Genomic DNA, 17470 nt, shown 5'->3' on the forward strand with positions numbered 1-17470 from the left:
CTGCCTGGTGTTAGTCAAAAACACAGTCTTATGCCTACCCGTTATTTTAAGTGGGTCACTGTGTCCGGTGTTTCAGGGGGCTGCTCCAATAGCTGCATAAGCTGAGAAAAACGGACCCATAAGTTGAGAGACTTATGGGTCTTTTCTATTGGCAGTCTGGATTTATCGAGGATTCGTCGACGGGCACCTGTGCTCTTCGAAGCTTTCCGCGAACGTGAAGAACTGGGTCAATGTTCAGGTTTTCTGTTTTCCATAAGCAATCCTAAGATCAGAAGCAGTGCGAAAACACCCGCGAAGAGTCCCACGGTGTGACGTACACATCGACGCCGCGCGCGATCACACAGTGCCCTTTGCGTTCCATCGCGTCTCGGCGTCCCCAGCACGTTCAGCGGACTCTCCAGGTGTCTTACGCTGTCGTCATCAGCGGGCGGGAGTTGCCCGGCTGGAGACTGACGCACAAGGAAAGCAGAACGCGCGTCGATACTGAGTGGCGAGTGGCAACCTTCGCCCTAACATTATATTGACTAATATTATATGTGTTTGTATAGTGTTCAGAACACGAGCCCCGGAACATCTTCATGCCTGCTGCCGCCCTGGACCCTCAACGGATGCGCGAAGCCACCGCCCGCGCCGTTGATCACCTCAAGGTGCTGGGAAACAGTGAGCGGCTGTTGCTGCTGTGCCAACTGTCCCAGGGCGAGCTTTCCGTGAGTGAACTAGAGGAGCGTCTGGAAATTCGTCAACCGACGTTGTCGCAGCAGCTGGGCGTCCTGCGCATTGACGGGATGGTGAAAACTCGCCGGGATGGCAAGCGCATTATTTACAGCATCGCGGACCAGCAACTCCTGCAATTGCTCGCGGCGCTGTACAGCATTTATTGCCCTCAAAAGTGAAACCATGAGCATTGACTGGAACGCCTTCACGCCCTTGCTCTCACTGGCTGGCGGCGTGCTTATCGGCATCGCTGCAGCGATGTTGGTCATATTCAACGGCCGCATTGCCGGTATCAGTGGCGTGCTCGGTGGATTGCTTCGCCCCGTAAAGGGCGATGTCGCCTGGCGGGTCGCCTTCCTGGGAGGCCTTGTCGTCGCCCCAGCGCTCTTCACGCTGTTCCGCGGCCTGACTGGCCGAATCGACGCCGGGCTTGATGCGTTGGTTGTGGCCGGCTTACTGGTGGGTGCCGGCACGCGCTATGCCGCGGGCTGCACATCGGGACACGGTGTCTGTGGCTTGTCGCGGCTGTCGCCGCGGTCTCTGGCGGCAACACTGTTGTTCATGGGCGCGGGCATCGCGACCGTCTTCGTAGTCCGGCACGTGCTTGGCGCCTAAGGAGAACCACATGGGTATCTTCATTTCGTTCCTGAGCGGTCTCGTCTTCGGACTCGGCTTGCTCATCTCCGGCATGGCCTCACCCGCCAAGGTGCTTGGCTTTCTGGACATCGCGGGCCAGTGGGACCCATCACTGGCTCTGGTGATGGTTGGCGCCATCGCCGTGGGATTGGTCGCCTTCACCTTGGCGCGTCGACGTAACGTGAGCTTGCTCGGCCTCGATATGAAGTTGCCCACCACGAGGCATATCGACCGTCGCCTGGTTATCGGCAGCCTTCTGTTCGGCATCGGTTGGGGCGTGGCAGGCTTGTGCCCTGGGCCCGCGCTGGTCGCACTCGGGACAGGACAGCCCACGTCCGTCGCGTTTGTCGCGGCAATGCTGGCAGGCATGGGTTTTTTCGAACTGCTGGAGCGCGCGAAGTCAACCAGGCAGCAAGCGTAAAAAGCGCACGACCAACGCTGCATCGCGGTTTATGTCGCTGCTATTTCCATGCGATCAACATGGCCCGATTACCCGGCCGGGTTGTTCGCACTGCTATTGATGATCCCCCATATGAGGGATTGATATTGACCGGCCGGCTCGTGGTTCGGCGCCGTGGCGATTCAGGCTGGCCAACTTAACACGCACCGTGTGCGATTTGTGGACCGAGGAGAATTTCATGAGCAGCATCCCATCCTTCAAACAAACAGTCAAAGATGTCTCGGCGCAGACGCGACGGCTACGCGAGACCCAGCCGGACTTGATGACGGCGTTTAGCCAACTCGCTACAGCCGGCACCAGGGACGGTGCGCTGCCCCACAAGACCCGCGAACTGGTGGCGTTAGGTATCGCGATCGCAGGCCGTTGCGACGACTGCATTGGCTTTCACGTACAGACCCTTGTCAAACTCGGCATCACGCGAGCCGAACTGGAGGACGTGCTGGGCACAGCCATATATATGGGCGGTGGACCTTCGTTGATGTACGCCACTCACGCCCTCGCGGCCTTTGATGAGTTTTCGTCTTGATTCATCCGGAGATGTTCGCCAACGCCCCGGTCAAGTTGACCGGAGCGTTGCTTTTTCACGAAGCCCCCCGTCGACGCTCATCTACGCAGCTTCCTTGACAAACTGATCTGCCTCACCCAGTATTTAACCCATCAGCTAATTAACCGATTGGAAAATTACTTGGACCCGGACCACCTCAGCGTCACGTTTGCCGCGCTCGCCGACCCGACGCGTCGCGCCATCCTCGCCAGGCTGGCGCAGGGCGAAGCCACGGTTGGCGATCTGGCCGTGCCTTTCGAAATGAGCGCGCCAGCCATCAGCAAGCACCTGCGCGTTCTCGCACGGGCTGGCCTCATCACGCAAGGGCGCGATCGCCAGTATCGCCCTTGTCGCATTGCCCCTGCGCCGCTCAAGCAGGCCGCCGACTGGGCACTGCAGTACCGCGCCCTGTGGGAGCAGCGCCTCGATCAGCTCGACAGCTACCTGCAGCAACTGCAACAGAAGCCGGTCAAGGACGCTCGAGGAAAGGCAGCGCCGAAGACCACGTCCAAAGTATCCCCACCCCGAACCAGGAAAACTCGTCACCATGACTGACAAACTTTCCGCTCCCTTCGTCATCGAGCGCCGCTTCGCTGCGCCGCGCGAACTCGTGTACGCCGCGATGACTGAAGCTGAGCATCTGAGTAAGTGGATGAGCCCACCCGGAATGGAACTGTCGCACTGCGCGGTGGATGCGCGTGTCGGCGGCGTCTTTCACTACGCGATGAAGCCGCGCGGCGTGCCCGACGCTCCGGCAATGTGGGGCAAGTGGACGTTCCGCGAATTGACGCCGCCCGAGCGTATTGTCGTCGTCGTGCAGTTCAGCGATGCCGATGGCGGCGTGACGCGACATCCGATGGCCGCGCAATGGCCGCTCTATACGCTATCGACAACCACGCTCAGCGAGATCGACGGCGGCACGTTACTGCGCCTCGAGTGGCGTGCGCTGGACGCAAGCGTCGCCGAAGAAGCCATCTTCGACGCGTCGCACGCGAGCATGTCTCAAGGCTGGGGCGCAACCATGGACGCGCTCGACAAGTACCTCACGCAGCAGCAAGCCGGGCGCTGAGTCGCTTTGCGGTGCAGGAGCGTGACGATGCGCAACCGCCTGCACCGCAGTACTCAGACAGCGCGTGATACAAGCTCGCGCAGAACGGTTTCGAGATCGATCTGACCGCGGAGGATTGCATCCGCGCGACCCTCGAAGTCGATCCAGCCTTCGTTGAACCCATCGAGCATCCGCATGCGAGGCAGCGGATGCTTCATCCCTTGCGCCCGGAACAATGCTTCCCAGTCCTGCCTGTCGACCACCTCGGAACGCGCGGGGCGGTCGAGTACGCGGGAAAACGCCAGTGCGAGGTCGTTGGGGCTCACGCGGTGCGGGCCCTCGAGTTCGACGATACGCACGCCTTCCCACGTTTGCTGGAGCAGTTCGGCCGCGACGCGACCGACGTCGGCGGTGGCGACCATCGGCACTGGCCTGTCGAGCGGCTGCAGGTAACTGGCGATGACACCGTCGTCGCGCGCGGAGGCGACATCCCATTCGGCGTTTTCCATGAACCACGCGGGACGCAGGAACGTCACGGGCATCGGCAGGTCGCCGAGTGACTGCTCCAGCAACGTGCGCTGCGTGAGCAAGTTGCTCTCGGAAGCCTGCGCACCGATCGTCGAAAGGCAGACCACTCTTTGTGGCTTCGCCATCCTGATTGCCGCAGAAACGGCGTCGATGACCACGCGCGCTTCAGGAAAATCTGGTTCGGGGTCGAACTCCGACGGCGGCAGAATAAACACGCCAGTAGCGCCGTCGAACGCGGCAGCGAGGGAGGCCGCGTCTTCCATGCGGGCCGTCGCCAGCTCGCAGCCGCGCGCCGCCCATGCGTTTGCCCGCGTGGCGTCGCGTGTGACGGCACGCACCGGATGACCTGCCGCTAGAAGCTCGCGCGCCGCCGCACCGCCAACCTTGCCAGTGATTCCTGTGATTGCATACATCGTTCGTGCTCCTTGCGTCGATAAGTAAGGTGTTGAGCCGACGATGTGCATTCTGGACAAACCCCTGTCGAAACAAAATGACATGGATGGCACGAGAAAAGTGACATCGTGTCATCAATGAAACGCGATTGGCGGACGGTCCGGTTCTATCGACACAGACCGGCTAACTGAGGGCATCGGTTCAGTGATGTCTGGAATGCCCGGCGAGCAACTGCCGATGGCGCGCTTCGGTTTCGTCATCGGCGGGGAACATGCATTCCAGCCGCAGTTCCTGCGCCACAACGTTCTGCGGTGCACCCACGGTCGTGACCAACGAAAAATATCGAAGCACGATCCCTTCGTGGACGAAACCCATCGGAATGACGGGCATCGTGGGGTCGGCGGACGGACCATGATGCATCTTCCAGTCGCGCGGCACGTCTGGATAAGCACGTAGTTCGTCGAGCAAACGCCGGGTGCCGGCGTCGACCGCGTGTCCAACCGATTCTCGATACACGCGTTGCAGCAAGCTTCGCGAGACCGCGTTCCAGTCGGCAACGAATGGACGCATCCCTTGCGGATCGAAGATCAGATGCAGCATGTTGCGCGGACCTTCGCGCGAGGCCATGTCGATGAAACAGCCGAAGAAGCGCGGCGCAGCGTCGTTGGTCATTAAAACGTTCCAGTAGCGATCGAGCACGATCGCCGGAAACGGTTCATGTTGTCGTGTGACCCGCTCGAGCGCGCGGATCACGCTATGCATTTCCTGTGCGTTCCATGGCGCCTCTGAATAGACGGGCGCGTAGCCGGCGGCGAGCAGCAGGCCATTGCGCTCGCGCAATGGCACATCGAGCGTCTGCGCGAGTATCAGCAGCGTGTCCCGGCCCGGCACGCTGCGCCCGCTTTCGATGAAGCTGATCTGCCGCTGCGAGATGCCGGCCTCGAGCGACAGATCGAGCTGACTAACGCCACGCACGTCGCGCCAATAGCGCAGCAGGTCACCGAGTTCGCTCGATGGCGCTTTCGGATCGGGACGGGTGGTGTTCATCGGATACCCCTGATCGAGGTGGACGAGTGCAGATGACTCAGTGTGCGCTCGCGTGCCAGGCGAACTCCTCGAATTGCGCTTCGAGTGGCGGCTGAGTCACGCTGGCGGTGTAGTTCGTAATCGTCGATGCAGCAACCACCGCAATGACCTCGAGGATCTGCTCAGCGCTGAACCCTGCATCCAGGAAGCGCTTCTGGTCCGAAGCGGTCAGGCGGCCCCGTTTTTCGATCAGTGCGCGCGCCAATGCCGATAGCGCGGCCAGTCCGGTGTCGTCGGGCAAGACGCCGTGCCGGATCGCATCGACGTCGGCGGGGGACACACCCTCCTTCAACGCGAGTGCCGTGTGAAATGCGACTGGCCATTCGCTGGCGTTCACGACCGCGTTGGTCAGCAACAAAGTCTGAATCTGCGGCTCGGTCAGACTGCTCGAATGCACGCGCTGGAACAGACCGATGAAACCGTTGATTAGTACCGGCGATCCGGCCATCGTGGCCGCGATGTTCGGGATCAGGCCGAACGTCTGATGCAATTGCTCAAGCACGGGCTTTGATTGCGCGGGAGCGGAATCGATCGTGTAGGTGGGAAAGCTGGACATGATGAATCTCCTGGGCGGTGTGCGCTACCGGAACGGAGGCGCGACAGCCGAAGAGTAGGCGCGGGCGCTTCTTGCGCCAATTACATCCCATGTAATCACAGCGCGGCGAAGTGCGGGCGGAGAGTGGAATCGTCGTACAAAACGGCCCGGAATCCAGGCGCGTCTTGCCGTGTCCTGCTTACGTTCACGCACCGACCGCTGCCCGATGCGGCGTGCTTCACGCTGCTGATTTCGGCTCGCTTCGGCGCTGCGGAATATCACAGCCACCCGTTCGATTGCTCGCCCAAGGATCGAGTGAGTTTCGGCGATTGAACCGAAATTTTCGGCTTCCGTATCGCGATTCCCGGACCTCTTCAATCAGCCAGTCACAGTGGGCAGATTGTCGTGCCGACGACATTCCAGAATTTCAATAAATCCGGTCGTGTCTATTTGACGAATTCTGACAATCGGCACGTACATGAATAAGTCAGCAGACATCCGGATTTCCGAAATCAAACATTTTTAATAAATTGATTAGCACTACATATCTATACGTTTGATAACACACGCAATCAATATCCAATCTCAACGGCGCCCGATCCGCGCCAACCATCGAGAGCGCGATTCAGCCGGAGCTCGCGCTCAGACCCAGCACGGACAGGCGAGTCCCATAGGGCTATGTATTCGATCCCTATTGACTGGACGTGTCTTATCAATTCCATTCGGACACGTCCTACCGAACTGCAAACCAATTTCAAGATTGTCCTATGGATGTGCATTCAACGAGATGAGAAATTTAGCCCATCGAACTTGAGTTGAGTTCGACCCAGGAGTCAGTTCGAAACTGGAGATATCTCAGAAGTCGGATTGATTTTGGAATTGTTCTCTCAACACCTAGGTGGCTACCTACCATGAAAAAAATCTCTCGCCTCTCGACCGCTGCTGCTGTCGTTGGTCTCTTCGCAATTGCTCCGGCCGCTCAAGCTTACGACGGTGAAATCACGTTCAACGGCATGGTTACCGCGCTGACCTGCACGATCAACAACGGCACGCCCGACTTCACCGTGCAGATGCCGTACGTTTCGACCACGTCGCTGGCTGCCGAAGGCAACACCGCCGGTCGTACGCCGTTCTCGATCGCGCTCACGGACTGCACGCCGACGGACGCAGGCCACACCGTCGCGACGTTCTTCGAGCCGGGCAGCACGGTTAATCCGGCCACCAACCAGTTGTTCACCGCGCGCGCCGGTTCGAACGTTGAACTCCGTCTGCTGAACGCGGGCGACTACAGCAAGATCCTGGCCGGCGCGGCAGCGGGTTCGCAGAACTCGGCTCCCTTCGCCCTCGACGCTAGCGGCAACGCCACGATGAATTACTACGTGGAGTATGTCGCGGTCGGCGGCGCTGCGACTCCGGGCGACGCAAGCTCGAGCATCTTCTACACGGTCACGTACCAGTAATCGGCAGTGCCTCCCCCGGCAAGCAGGGGGAGTTCCGTCCGCGGCCGGCTTGTCCGGCCAGTCCAACTTCCAAACACATATAACGAGTCGATGTCATGAAGAGAGTTCTGCGCAACCTGCTGACCGTAGCCGCCACGGCAATGTTTGCATGGGTCGGCCATGCACAAGCCAGCGTCGTGGTAACCGGCACGCGAGTCATCTACCCCGCTAACGAGCGGGAAGTCACCATCAGAGTCAACAACGTAGGCAAGACGCCGTCGCTCGTGCAGGCGTGGCTCGATACCGGCGAGGCCGGTGTTTCGCCCGACAAGATCGATGTGCCGTTCACGCTCACGCCAGCCATGTTCCGGCTGGACCCGACCAAAGGGCAGACGATGCGCCTGATCTATTCGCAGGCGCCGCTCCCGACAGACAAAGAAACGATGTACTGGCTCAACGTGCTGGAGATCCCGCCGAAGGCGAAGCCCGGTGAGGCGGACGCCAGCCAGCTCCAGCTCGCATTTCGTACGCGCATCAAAGTGTTTTTCCGCCCTGTTGGCTTGCCGGGTCAGCCCGAACAGGCACCAGGCCAGGTGAAGTGGCAAGTCGTGCACAAGTCCGACGGCTACCACCTCAAGGGAACCAATCCGACTCCGTATTTCGTGAATTACGGGGGCATCAATCTCGTCTCAGGTGGCCAAACGCTGGACGCCGGCGGCGGTTACATCGCGCCGGGCGAGTCGGCGGAATTCCCGGTGACCGGTCTGAAGGGCGCGCCGAAGGCAGGGGCACAAGTTCGGTACAGCTTCCTTAACGACTTTGGCGCCTCTGTGAGCGGCGAGGCACCGGCAACAGGCGCGCCTGCAAATTGACCGGAACAGTCCTGCCGTTGGTGCGATGAGCGCGAACAGCAGGACCGTTATCGAAAATAACTTTGGCTGTATCGGAGGATGGGTGGTAGTCACGTCAACGGAAATCAAATGTCAATCCGGCACGATGCCGGGACTGAGACCAGCTTGTGCAGCAGTGCTAAGCGCTCTGTCGGCATTTGCTCCGGTGATGGCGCAGGAAGCTCCTCACACTGAAAGGTTCGATGTCGCCAATGTCGAATTCGCAACCGACTTCCTCGCGCAAGGCAGCAGCAAGACCGTAGATATCTCGCGTTTCGAACAGGGCAACCCGGTCGAGCCCGGCGTCCACGATGTCGACGTATTCCTGAACCAGACATGGGTCGGACGCAAGTCGATACGCTTCGAAGCGCCAAACGGGTCCAAAGCGGGCAATGCGGTGCCGGTGTTCGACAAGGCCATGCTCGAGCAGGTCGGCGTCGCTGTCTTGAAGTTGTCCCCGGAAGTGCAAGGCGAGCTGACCGCAGGCAAGTCGCTGCGTATCGAAGAGGTGGCGGGCGACGGCAGCTTCAGCTTCGACTTCGGCGATCAACGCCTGCAACTGAGCGTGCCGCAGGCTGTGATGAGCCGCAACGCACGCGGCTGGGTGAGCCCCGAGAGCTGGGACAGCGGTGTTACCGCGGGCATCCTGGGCTACGACGCCAACGTGTACCACTTCGGCGGCAACGGCACGACGTCGCAAACGCAGGCCTACGTGGGCCTGAACGCGGGATTCAACGTCGGCGGCTGGCGTTTTCGCCATCAGGGCGCCTATCAATACAACTCGACGAGCGGCAGCCAGTACCAGAACATCGCGACCTTCGCGCAGCACGACCTGACCAAGCTGCAGAGCCAGCTCACGTTGGGTGACGCGTTCACCACGGGCGAGTTGTTCGACTCGGTCGGTTTTCGCGGCGCACGCATCCAGACGGACGACCGGATGCTGCCCGAATCGCTGCGCGGTTACGCGCCGACGGTGCGCGGGGTGGCCAACACCAACGCGAACGTCACGATCCGCCAGAACGGCAACATCATCTACGAAACGACCGTTGCGCCGGGGCCGTTCGTCATCGACGACCTGTTTCCGACCGGCTATGGCGGCGACCTGCAGGTCACGGTGCTAGAGGCCGACGGGCGCACGCAGACGTTCTCCGTACCATATGCGGCCGTGCCGCTGTCGCTGCGTCCGGGCGTGAACCGCTACAGCGCGGTGGCGGGACAGGTGCGCGATAACCGCGTCGACGGTCACCCGCTGTTCGTGCAGGGCACGTGGCAGCGCGGCTTCACGAACATGATCACCGGCTACGCTGGCGCGACCGGTGCCCCCGGCTATGCCGCGGGGATGGTGGGCGGCGTGCTCAACACGAAGTTCGGCGCGTTTGGCGTGGACGTCACGCAAGCCATGACCAGCATGCGCGACGGCACCAAGTACAGCGGCACCAGCTTGCGCGGCACCTACAGCAAGCTTTTCAGCGACACCGGCACGAACTTCACGCTGGCGGCGTACCGTTATTCGACGGGCGGCTACTTCAATCTGGTCGACGCGATGGCCCTGCGCGAAAATCCGCGTGCATCGGTCTACCGTACAAAGAATCAGGCGCAGATCACGCTGAACCAGAGTCTCGGCGAGCGCGGTGGTCAGTTGTATGCGACCGGTTCGGTGGTGAACTACTGGAACCACCAAGGTTCCGATATCAACTACTCCGTCGGCTACAACAACAACATCGGCAAGGTTGCCTTCAACCTGTCGGCATCGCGTCAGCGCAGCTCGACGGGCCAGATGAGCACGCTGTACTTCGCGAACTTCTCGATTCCGTTCGGCGGGAAGAACCCGATGTCGGTCTCGACCAACTTCTCGCACTCGTCGCAGGGCAACACGCAGGTGCAGTCGTCGCTGTCGGGCTCGCTGGGTGTGGACAACGCCCTGTCCTACGGCATCAATGCCGCCCATTCGGCGGGTGGCAACTCCGGCTCGTCGACGACCGGCGGCGCGAACGTTGCATACCGCAGCCCGTTCGCGACGTTCTCGTCGAGCGTCAGCGGAGGCCCGGGCTTCGCGCAGGGCTCGGTCGGCGTTCGCGGTGCGGTCGTGGCGCATCCGGGCGGGGTGACGCTGTCGCAGCCGGTGTCGGAGACGATCTCGGTCATCGAGGCAAAGGATGCGGAAGGCGCGCGGGTGCTCAACGCAGCCGGTGTCAGGGTCGACGGGCGTGGTTACGCGGTCGTGCCGTTCATGACGCCGTACAGCATGAACTCGGTGGACATCGATCCGAAGGGCTTGTCGACCGATGTCGAACTGCAGACGACAAGTCAGCAGATCGCGCCGCGTGCAGGTTCGGTGACGATGCTGAAGTTCGAGACCGTGTCGGGCCGTACGGCGGTGATCCAGGCGCGCCGCGCGAACGGCGAGCCGTTGCCGTTCGGCGCGTCGGTGCTCGACGAAACCGGCAAGGAATTGGGTGTGGTGGGTCAGGCAAGCAGGATCGTGGCGCGCGGGCTGCAGGAAAGCGGCGCGTTGACGGTCAAGTGGGGCGAAGACGCGTCGGCTGTGTGCCGCATCGCTTATACGTTGCCGGTGCGCGAGAAGGGGCGCCACGCTGAAATGTATCAGCAGATCGAATCGACTTGCGAAGCGCCCGGTGTGCAGGCGCACGCTGGGGCAGCGGGTGCCGCGAATGCGAAGGTGGCGGCTCCCGCGGCGCAGCAGTGAGCTTCGGCATGCCGCGTTGGTTGTCGACGAAATCGAAGAACAGGATTATGAAAAATTTCTTGCGCGTTCTCGCCGTTATTGGTTCGTTCATCATGCTGGGCGCGATTCCGTCGATCGCCAAAGCTGCGTGTGATCCGTTCACGGCGCAGGTCACCGGGCCGGCTGTTATCAACATTGATCCGACGCTTCCGGTCGGTACGTCACTGTGGAGCTCTAGCGTAACCGTTGGTGCGGCCACTGCCAACGCCTGTATTGGCGGCCAGGCGGTACTTACCTATACAGGCGTAGGGGCGCAGGAGAACACCTACTATACGTTCCCGACCGGGGTGGCGGGGGTCGGTGTACGGATAAAGTACACCGCTTTTACATACTGCGCGAATGTCTGGTTTCCATGTTCCACTCCCTTGGTAAACTGGAGCGTGGGGACCGTCGCGCAACACACGGTGTTCGTTGAATTCATCAAGACGGGCCCCATTACGGTCTCCGGATCGACATCGGGGATTTTTGCGACGTGGAACGCCTCCCAGAGCCCCACCTTCAACGGCGTCTGGGGTCAGTACCAATGGGCGAGCCCGGTGTTCTTTAATGTCTCAGTCCCGACGTGCACGGTGACGACGCCGAACATTTCCGTTCCCATGGGAAGTGTTGGGGCGAACAGTCTTGCCAGCGTGGGCTCGGTTTCGGCCAGTCAGCCGTTCAACATCGCGCTGAATTGTTCGGGTGGTGTGACCAACTCGTACACCAACGTCTATATAACGCTCACGGACGCGATCAACCCGGCCAATATCACGGACACGCTGCCATTGACCCCGTCGTCCACTGCGAGCGGCGTCGGTATCCAGGTGCTGAATGGAACTCAGACGATCCACTTCGGCCCTGATTCGAGTGTCGCCGGGAATCCGAACCAATGGTTTGCCGGTTCGGCAGCGAACGGGGCGTTCAATATCCCGCTCACTGCGCGTTATGTCCGGACCGGGACCATGGTGCCGGGAACGGCAAACGGCAGCGCCACCTTTACCATGAGCTACCAATAGCCCATTCGAACCGTAGTGACGGCTTCCGGTATAAGAAGCCCTTCACCCATCGCAGCCCGGCAGTCAAGTGCCGGGCTGCTTGCATTCTGGCCACCCTATTCACATCTCGTGCGGATAAGTTCGCGGAACGTCGGTGTACGAGATGGGCGTTGAAGCACGACACCATTTCAAATCTTCCAGCCAATGCGGAACATAACTCGATCGCGAGGCGCCTGATCTGCTCCGACCCCACGGCGCCATTGATCCGGTCTCGTCTCCTTCAGCTTACCGGCCAAATTTGACGTACGCGGCGAACGGCCGACGCCCGGCCCCAGCATTGCGTAGACCTGTCCCTCGGTAAAGCGACTGCAGGTCGAAACTGCACCGTTGCGTGTTCGCGCAATCCAGGCTCCGCTCGGGCTATGCATTCGGTTAGGACGTGTCCCACCAGCCATTGCCTTATTTTCGAGATTGTCCTATGTCTGCGTGCGCAACGAACTGTCAGAATTGAGTTCGTGGATATCTGACGGAATAGGAGGCAAAGACTCCTCTGCTATGTGCCGCTTCGCTTCTGCGTCGCCGGTACGCGAAAAGGGGCACCCGTCTGATAGCAGTTAGCACATCGAATCAACTTGTGAAGAACCTGGCATACAGGCACACGTTGGGTCAAAAAGCGGCATGAACGGGAAAGTGGCGGCTCCTGCCTCGCAGGAGTGAGCTTCGCTATGCCTCGTCACTTGCCCGCAGAATCGGAGAGCAGGGTCATGAAAAATTTGTTGCGCATTCTCGCCGTTATCGGTGCATTCATTGCACTGGGCGCGATCCCTACGACAGCCAACGCCGCGTGCACGCCAGCCTCGCTGTACGCCACCGGGCCGTCACTAGTCAACGTCGATCCCACCGCTGCAAACGGCACGGTGCTCTGGACGGGCGCCGTGAATGTGGGCGCTAGCACCAGTGACTGTATCGGCGGAAGCTATACGATCACCTATGCCGGGGTAGGGGTTCGGGAAAGCACTTACAATACGTACCCCACCGGAATATCGGGGATAGGGGTTCGCATCAGGTTTTATAACTGGACGTGCGCCAACGGCACCGCCAACACGACCAACTGGTTTCCGGTCTACTGCACAGCGAACTGGAGTCCCTCAACAGTCTCGGCGTTCGCCCTCACGGTTGAATTCGTCAAGACCGGTCCGGTAACAGCGGGTGGAACGGTAACTGGGCTCTTTTCGCAATGGACCACCAACGCGGCCAATGCCCTCTGGGCCAACACCTATTGGTCGAATACGATTACGTTCAACGTCGCCGTTCCCACCTGCACGGTGACGACGCCGAACATTAGCGTTCCCATGGGAAGCGTTCCCGCGAACAGTTTTGCCAGCGTGGGTTCGGTTTCGGACAGCCAGCCATTCAACATCTCGCTGAATTGTGCCGGTGGTGTGGGCAGTTCATACACCAACGTCTACACGACGCTCACGGATGTAACCGACCCGTCCAATCTCACTAACACGCTGACGCTGAACGCGTCGTCCACTGCGAGGGGGCTCGGTATCCAGGTGCTAAACGGAACAACGCCGATCAACTTCGGCCCGGATTCAAGTGTCGCCGGCAATCCGAGCCAGTGGTTCGTCGGTAGCATGCAGAACGGATCGCACAATATTCCGCTCAGTGCGCGCTATATCCGGACCGGGACAGTGACGCCGGGAACGGCAAACGGCAGCGCCACCTTTACCATGAGCTACCAGTAGCCCATTCGGAACCGTAGTCACGGCTTCCGGTAACTGAGGCCCTTCACCCATCGCAGCCCGGCAGTCAAATGCCGGGCTGCTTGCATTCTGGCCACGCTATTCACAGGCGCATGAGGATAACGTGCGGATAAGTTCACGGAACGGCTGTGCACGAAATGGGGATAAGTTCGACCGTGTCGCGAATCCGAAAAAGTTGCCAGACGTACAGCGACGTTGTTCACGCACGCCGCGCGCGGTTATCAATCGGGTAAGTTTTTGATTGGCTAGTAGTTTTTCCCGGTTACCCACAGGAAACGAGCAGGCTTGTTAACTATTACTACGTTTACATACGAGTAAACAAGAAAACCTTAAAGACCACGCCCCGGCAGCCGCACTGCGATGGTTCCAGGCCACGCATCTGGCTCCACCAGGCTTCCCGGTGCCGCTCAGACAAGCGGCAGATAAAGCTCAGTGCGCAGCGCATCGGGCGCCACCTCTTCGGGCGTATTCAGGTACAGCTCGAAAGAGGGTGCCGCGAAATCGGCCTGGCGGCCCGAATTGGGCAGCCAGTCGGCGTAAAACCAGGTCCATGCCGCGTTCAGATCGTCATAAGGTCCCTCGTGCAGAAGCATCGCGTGCGCGCCGCCGCGCAGCTGGATCCGCTCGACCGGCGACGTGGCCGTCACGTCCGGCGCCTCCGGCAGATGAATCGCGGCGCTCGCGCGCAGCTTCGATGCCTCGACCTGATTGGGATCGTCGTAAAAGATGCCGACCAGCTTTGCCCCCGACGTCTGCACGCGGCGTGCCCCGAGCCACTGGGCGAGCGTGTCGAACGCATCGCCGATCTTCGTGTAGGGACCGACGTGCCCCACTGCAAGCAGGTTCATCGGCTCGAGGTTGACCAGCTTGACGTCGCTCCGTTTCATGATCGTGTCTCCGTGGCAGTCGGCGGGTCGAATCGCCGGGATCGAACGATTCACGATAGCACCGACGCGCACGGTGCGTCGGCGCACGTGACGATGCCTTTTTTTGGCGCTATCGTGGCGACAGACGGCGGAGCCACCGCCGGCACCGGAGCGTCCCCGATGAGCCATGCGACCACGCATGTCCAGACGATAGGCAGCCGTGTCTATCGCTTCGAAGGACTACGCACGCTGCTCGCAAAGGCGAGCCCGCCACGCTCCGGCGACCAGCTCGCGGGTCTCGCAGCCGTTACCGAAGAAGAGCATGTCGCGGCAAAGCTCGCGCTCGCCGACCTCCCGCTGCGCGCGTTTCTCGACGAGACGCTGATTCCCTACGAAACGGACGAGGTGACGCGGCTGATCGTCGATAGCCATTCGGCGCAGGCCTTCGCGCCCATCGCGTCGCTGACCGTCGGTGAATTCCGCGAGTGGCTGCTGGCCGACTCGACCGACGCCGCTGCACTCGCCGCCGTCTCCGAAGGTCTCACGCCGGAGATGGTCGCCGCCGTGTCGAAGCTGATGCGCAATCAGGATCTCATCGCGGTGGCGAAGAAGCGCCCGCTGGTTACGCGCTTTCGCAACACGATCGGTTTGCCGGGGCATCTTTCGGTGCGTCTACAACCCAATCATCCAACCGACGATGTCAAAGGCATCGCCGCCTCGATGCTCGATGGCCTGATGTACGGCTGCGGCGACGCGGTGATCGGCGTGAACCCCGCCTCCGACAACCTCGCCGCGATCATCCGGCTGCTCGACATGATCGACGGCTTTCGCGAGCGCTTCGCGGTGCCGACTCAGTCGTGCGTGCTCACGCATGTGACGAACACGCTTGCCGCGATCGAAAAAGGCGCGCCGGTCGATCTCGTGTTCCAGTCGATCGCGGGGACGCAGGCGGCGAACGCGAGTTTCGGCATCTCGCTCGCGCTGCTCGACGAGGCGCACGAGGCGGCGCTGTCGCTCAACCGCGGAACGCTCGGCGACAACGTCATGTACTTCGAGACCGGCCAGGGCAGCGCGCTTTCCGCAAACGCGAATCACGGCATCGATCAGCAGACGTGCGAAGCGCGCGCCTATGCCGTCGCGCGGCGGTACCGGCCGCTGCTCGTGAATACGGTCGTAGGCTTCATCGGGCCGGAGTATCTCTACGACGGCAAGCAGATCATCCGTGCGGGGCTAGAGGATCACTTCTGCGGCAAGCTGCTTGGCGTGCCGATGGGTTGTGACATCTGCTACACGAACCACGCGCAGGCCGACCAGAACGACATGGACACGCTGCTCACGCTGCTCGGCGTGGCGGGCGTGAACTTCATCATGGGCGTGCCCGGCGCCGACGACGTGATGCTCAACTACCAGAGCACGTCGTTTCACGATGCGCTTTATCTTCGCGACGTGCTCGGCCTGCGTCGCGCGCCGGAGTTCGAGACGTGGCTCGCGCGGATGCAGATCGCCGACGCGCGCGGCACGTTGCTGAGCGCGTCCCGGGAGCAACCGTTGCTCTCAACGGCAGCGAACTGGGTGGAGGGCGCATGAGCGGACCGGTGGAAGCGAATCCCTGGGACGCATTGCGCCGCTTCACGCGCGCGCGCATTGCGCTGGGTCGCGCGGGCAGCGGGTTGCCGACGGCACCCTTGCTTGCCTTCGAACTTGCGCATGCACAGGCACGCGACGCAGTGCAGCAGCCGCTTGACGCCCACGTGTTGCACACGGCACTGCGCGAACGCGCGCTGACTTCAATCGACGTACACAGCGCGGCGCCCGATCGCGATCACTACCTGCGCCGGCCCGATCTTGGACGGCGGCTCGACGAAGCGAGCGTTCGCGTGTTGCGCGACGCAGCAGGTGCGAGCACCGACGTCGTCTTCGTCATCGCGGACGGTCTTTCTTCACGCGCTGCCGCGACACACGCGCTCCCGCTGCTCGATGCGTTGAGGCCGTTGCTCGACGACTGGCGAGTCGGGCCGATCGTGGTCGCACGGCAGTCGCGCGTGGCGCTCGGCGACGAGATCGGTGAATGTCTGCGCGCGCGCTTCGTCGTGATGCTGATCGGCGAGCGGCCCGGACTCAGTTCGCCGGACAGCCTCGGCCTCTATCTGACCGCGGCGCCGCGCGTAGGCCGCACCGACGCCGAACGCAACTGCATCTCGAACGTTCGCCCCGATGGTCTCGGCTACAGCGCGGCCGCGGCGAAGCTGCACTATCTGCTAACGCGCTCACGCGCGCTCGGTTTCACCGGCGTGGGTTTGAAAGACGATAGCGACGACGCGCTCGCCGCTCCAATCGCACCGTTATCCGCACCGCGCGGCGCGGGCACCTGAAGCGCTTCACGCGTCCGCTCGCGCGACAGGATGCGTGTTGAGCCATGCGTTCTCGGCGTCGTCAAAGAGCCGCGAGCGCGTGAGAAAGCGCAGCCCGGTGGGCCGTTCCAGCGAGAACATGCCGCCATTGCCGGGCACCGCGTCGATAACGAGCTGCGTGTGCTGCCAGTATTCGAACTGCGCAGCGGTCATGTAGAACGGCATACCGCCGATTTCGCCGAGTCGCACGTCCGATGTGCCGACCATGAACTCGCCTACCGGAAAGCACATTGGTGCGCTGCCATCGCAACAGCCGCCGGACTGGTGAAAGAGGAGCGGACCGTGTTCACCTGCGAGCCGCTCGATCAGCGCGAGCGCTGCGGGTGTGGCCGTGACGCGAAGCACCGTGTCCATGTCGCTCCTCGCACGGATCGTGCATAGAAGGGAACGTGCGGCGCGCGAAACGCGTATGCATCTCGCGCGCCGTACGC

Annotated in this window: 18 protein-coding genes and 1 pseudogene; 13 read left to right on the top strand and 6 right to left on the bottom strand. The window is 61.4% G+C overall.

Translation table 11 applies throughout. The features are described from left to right. Positions 1–578 precede the first annotated feature (578 nt). The 6 genes from D1Y85_RS20125 to D1Y85_RS20150 all read left to right on the top strand — a co-directional run bounded on the left by D1Y85_RS20125 (position 579) and on the right by D1Y85_RS20150 (position 3423). Entirely contained in the window at positions 579–893 is a 315-nt protein-coding gene (locus tag D1Y85_RS20125; protein ID WP_221410326.1) for an ArsR/SmtB family transcription factor, read from the top strand. A 4-nt stretch (positions 894–897) separates the two neighbouring features. Beyond that, complete coding sequence (locus tag D1Y85_RS20130) at positions 898–1329, top strand: YeeE/YedE family protein (protein ID WP_124152842.1); 432 nt, start codon at positions 898–900, stop codon at positions 1327–1329. A gap of 10 nt (positions 1330–1339) precedes the next feature. Next, entirely contained in the window at positions 1340–1771 is a 432-nt protein-coding gene (locus D1Y85_RS20135) for a YeeE/YedE family protein (RefSeq protein WP_124152843.1), read from the top strand. Positions 1772–1988: 217 nt separating this feature from the next. Continuing rightward, complete coding sequence (locus D1Y85_RS20140; RefSeq protein ID WP_124152844.1) at positions 1989–2336, top strand: carboxymuconolactone decarboxylase family protein; 348 nt, start codon at positions 1989–1991, stop codon at positions 2334–2336. A 159-nt stretch (positions 2337–2495) separates the two neighbouring features. Next, positions 2496–2909, top strand: a complete 414-nt coding sequence (locus D1Y85_RS20145) for an ArsR/SmtB family transcription factor (RefSeq protein ID WP_124152845.1) — start codon at positions 2496–2498, stop codon at positions 2907–2909. After that, positions 2902–3423, top strand: coding sequence for an SRPBCC family protein (locus D1Y85_RS20150; RefSeq protein ID WP_124152846.1), 522 nt, complete (start codon positions 2902–2904; stop codon positions 3421–3423). The genes D1Y85_RS20145 and D1Y85_RS20150 overlap by 8 nt, the downstream gene beginning before the upstream one ends. Before the next feature lie 53 nt (positions 3424–3476). On the opposite strand, the gene D1Y85_RS20155 is transcribed toward D1Y85_RS20150, so the two are convergent. The 4 genes and pseudogenes from D1Y85_RS20155 to D1Y85_RS20165 form a co-directional block, all read right to left on the bottom strand. After that, positions 3477–4343: an NmrA family NAD(P)-binding protein gene (locus D1Y85_RS20155; protein ID WP_124152847.1), complete on the bottom strand. Its 867-nt coding sequence runs from the start codon at positions 4341–4343 to the stop codon at positions 3477–3479. 181 nt (positions 4344–4524) lie between these two features. Continuing rightward, the gene (locus tag D1Y85_RS20160) at positions 4525–5085 is read right to left on the bottom strand and encodes an MmyB family transcriptional regulator (RefSeq protein WP_425466960.1); all 561 of its coding nucleotides are present in this window, start codon (positions 5083–5085) and stop codon (positions 4525–4527) included. Positions 5086–5160: 75 nt separating this feature from the next. Continuing rightward, positions 5161–5370, bottom strand: a pseudogene (locus D1Y85_RS28125) (helix-turn-helix domain-containing protein); the annotation flags it as partial. A gap of 37 nt (positions 5371–5407) precedes the next feature. Continuing rightward, positions 5408–5965: a carboxymuconolactone decarboxylase family protein gene (locus tag D1Y85_RS20165; RefSeq protein WP_124152849.1), complete on the bottom strand. Its 558-nt coding sequence runs from the start codon at positions 5963–5965 to the stop codon at positions 5408–5410. An 890-nt stretch (positions 5966–6855) separates the two neighbouring features. On the opposite strand from D1Y85_RS20165, the gene D1Y85_RS20170 reads away from it, so the two are divergent. The 5 genes from D1Y85_RS20170 to D1Y85_RS20190 all read left to right on the top strand — a co-directional run bounded on the left by D1Y85_RS20170 (position 6856) and on the right by D1Y85_RS20190 (position 13744). Then, a complete protein-coding gene (locus D1Y85_RS20170; protein ID WP_124152850.1) occupies positions 6856–7404 on the top strand; it encodes a fimbrial protein in 549 nt (182 codons plus the stop codon). Between the two features lie 95 nt (positions 7405–7499). After that, positions 7500–8255: a fimbrial biogenesis chaperone gene (locus D1Y85_RS20175; RefSeq protein WP_124152851.1), complete on the top strand. Its 756-nt coding sequence runs from the start codon at positions 7500–7502 to the stop codon at positions 8253–8255. Positions 8256–8409: 154 nt separating this feature from the next. After that, the gene (locus D1Y85_RS20180; protein ID WP_246024997.1) at positions 8410–10980 is read left to right on the top strand and encodes a fimbria/pilus outer membrane usher protein; all 2571 of its coding nucleotides are present in this window, start codon (positions 8410–8412) and stop codon (positions 10978–10980) included. Continuing rightward, positions 10977–12014, top strand: coding sequence for a fimbrial protein (locus D1Y85_RS20185; protein WP_124152852.1), 1038 nt, complete (start codon positions 10977–10979; stop codon positions 12012–12014). Before D1Y85_RS20180 ends, D1Y85_RS20185 begins: the two co-directional genes overlap by 4 nt. A gap of 743 nt (positions 12015–12757) precedes the next feature. Beyond that, the gene (locus D1Y85_RS20190; RefSeq protein ID WP_185219054.1) at positions 12758–13744 is read left to right on the top strand and encodes a fimbrial protein; all 987 of its coding nucleotides are present in this window, start codon (positions 12758–12760) and stop codon (positions 13742–13744) included. 425 nt (positions 13745–14169) lie between these two features. Here D1Y85_RS20190 and D1Y85_RS20195 read toward each other — a convergent pair whose 3' ends face one another. Further along, positions 14170–14649, bottom strand: a complete 480-nt coding sequence (locus D1Y85_RS20195) for an AraC family transcriptional regulator (RefSeq protein WP_185219055.1) — start codon at positions 14647–14649, stop codon at positions 14170–14172. Between the two features lie 159 nt (positions 14650–14808). Between D1Y85_RS20195 and D1Y85_RS20200 the strand changes: the two genes are divergently transcribed. Together D1Y85_RS20200 and eutC are read left to right on the top strand one after the other, a co-directional pair. Continuing rightward, on the top strand, positions 14809–16215 hold the full coding sequence (locus D1Y85_RS20200; RefSeq protein ID WP_124152855.1) for an ethanolamine ammonia-lyase subunit EutB: 1407 nt from the start codon (positions 14809–14811) through the stop codon (positions 16213–16215). Further along, complete coding sequence (eutC, locus tag D1Y85_RS20205; RefSeq protein WP_124152856.1) at positions 16212–17000, top strand: ethanolamine ammonia-lyase subunit EutC; 789 nt, start codon at positions 16212–16214, stop codon at positions 16998–17000. The genes D1Y85_RS20200 and eutC overlap by 4 nt, the downstream gene beginning before the upstream one ends. A 6-nt stretch (positions 17001–17006) precedes the next feature. Here the strand turns inward: eutC and D1Y85_RS20210 are convergent, their stop codons facing one another. Then, positions 17007–17393: a DUF779 domain-containing protein gene (locus D1Y85_RS20210; protein WP_124152857.1), complete on the bottom strand. Its 387-nt coding sequence runs from the start codon at positions 17391–17393 to the stop codon at positions 17007–17009. Between the last annotated feature and the right edge of the window lie 77 nt (positions 17394–17470).

The organism is Paraburkholderia dinghuensis (assembly GCF_003837865.1).
Classification (GTDB): Bacteria; Pseudomonadota; Gammaproteobacteria; order Burkholderiales; family Burkholderiaceae; genus Paraburkholderia; species Paraburkholderia dinghuensis.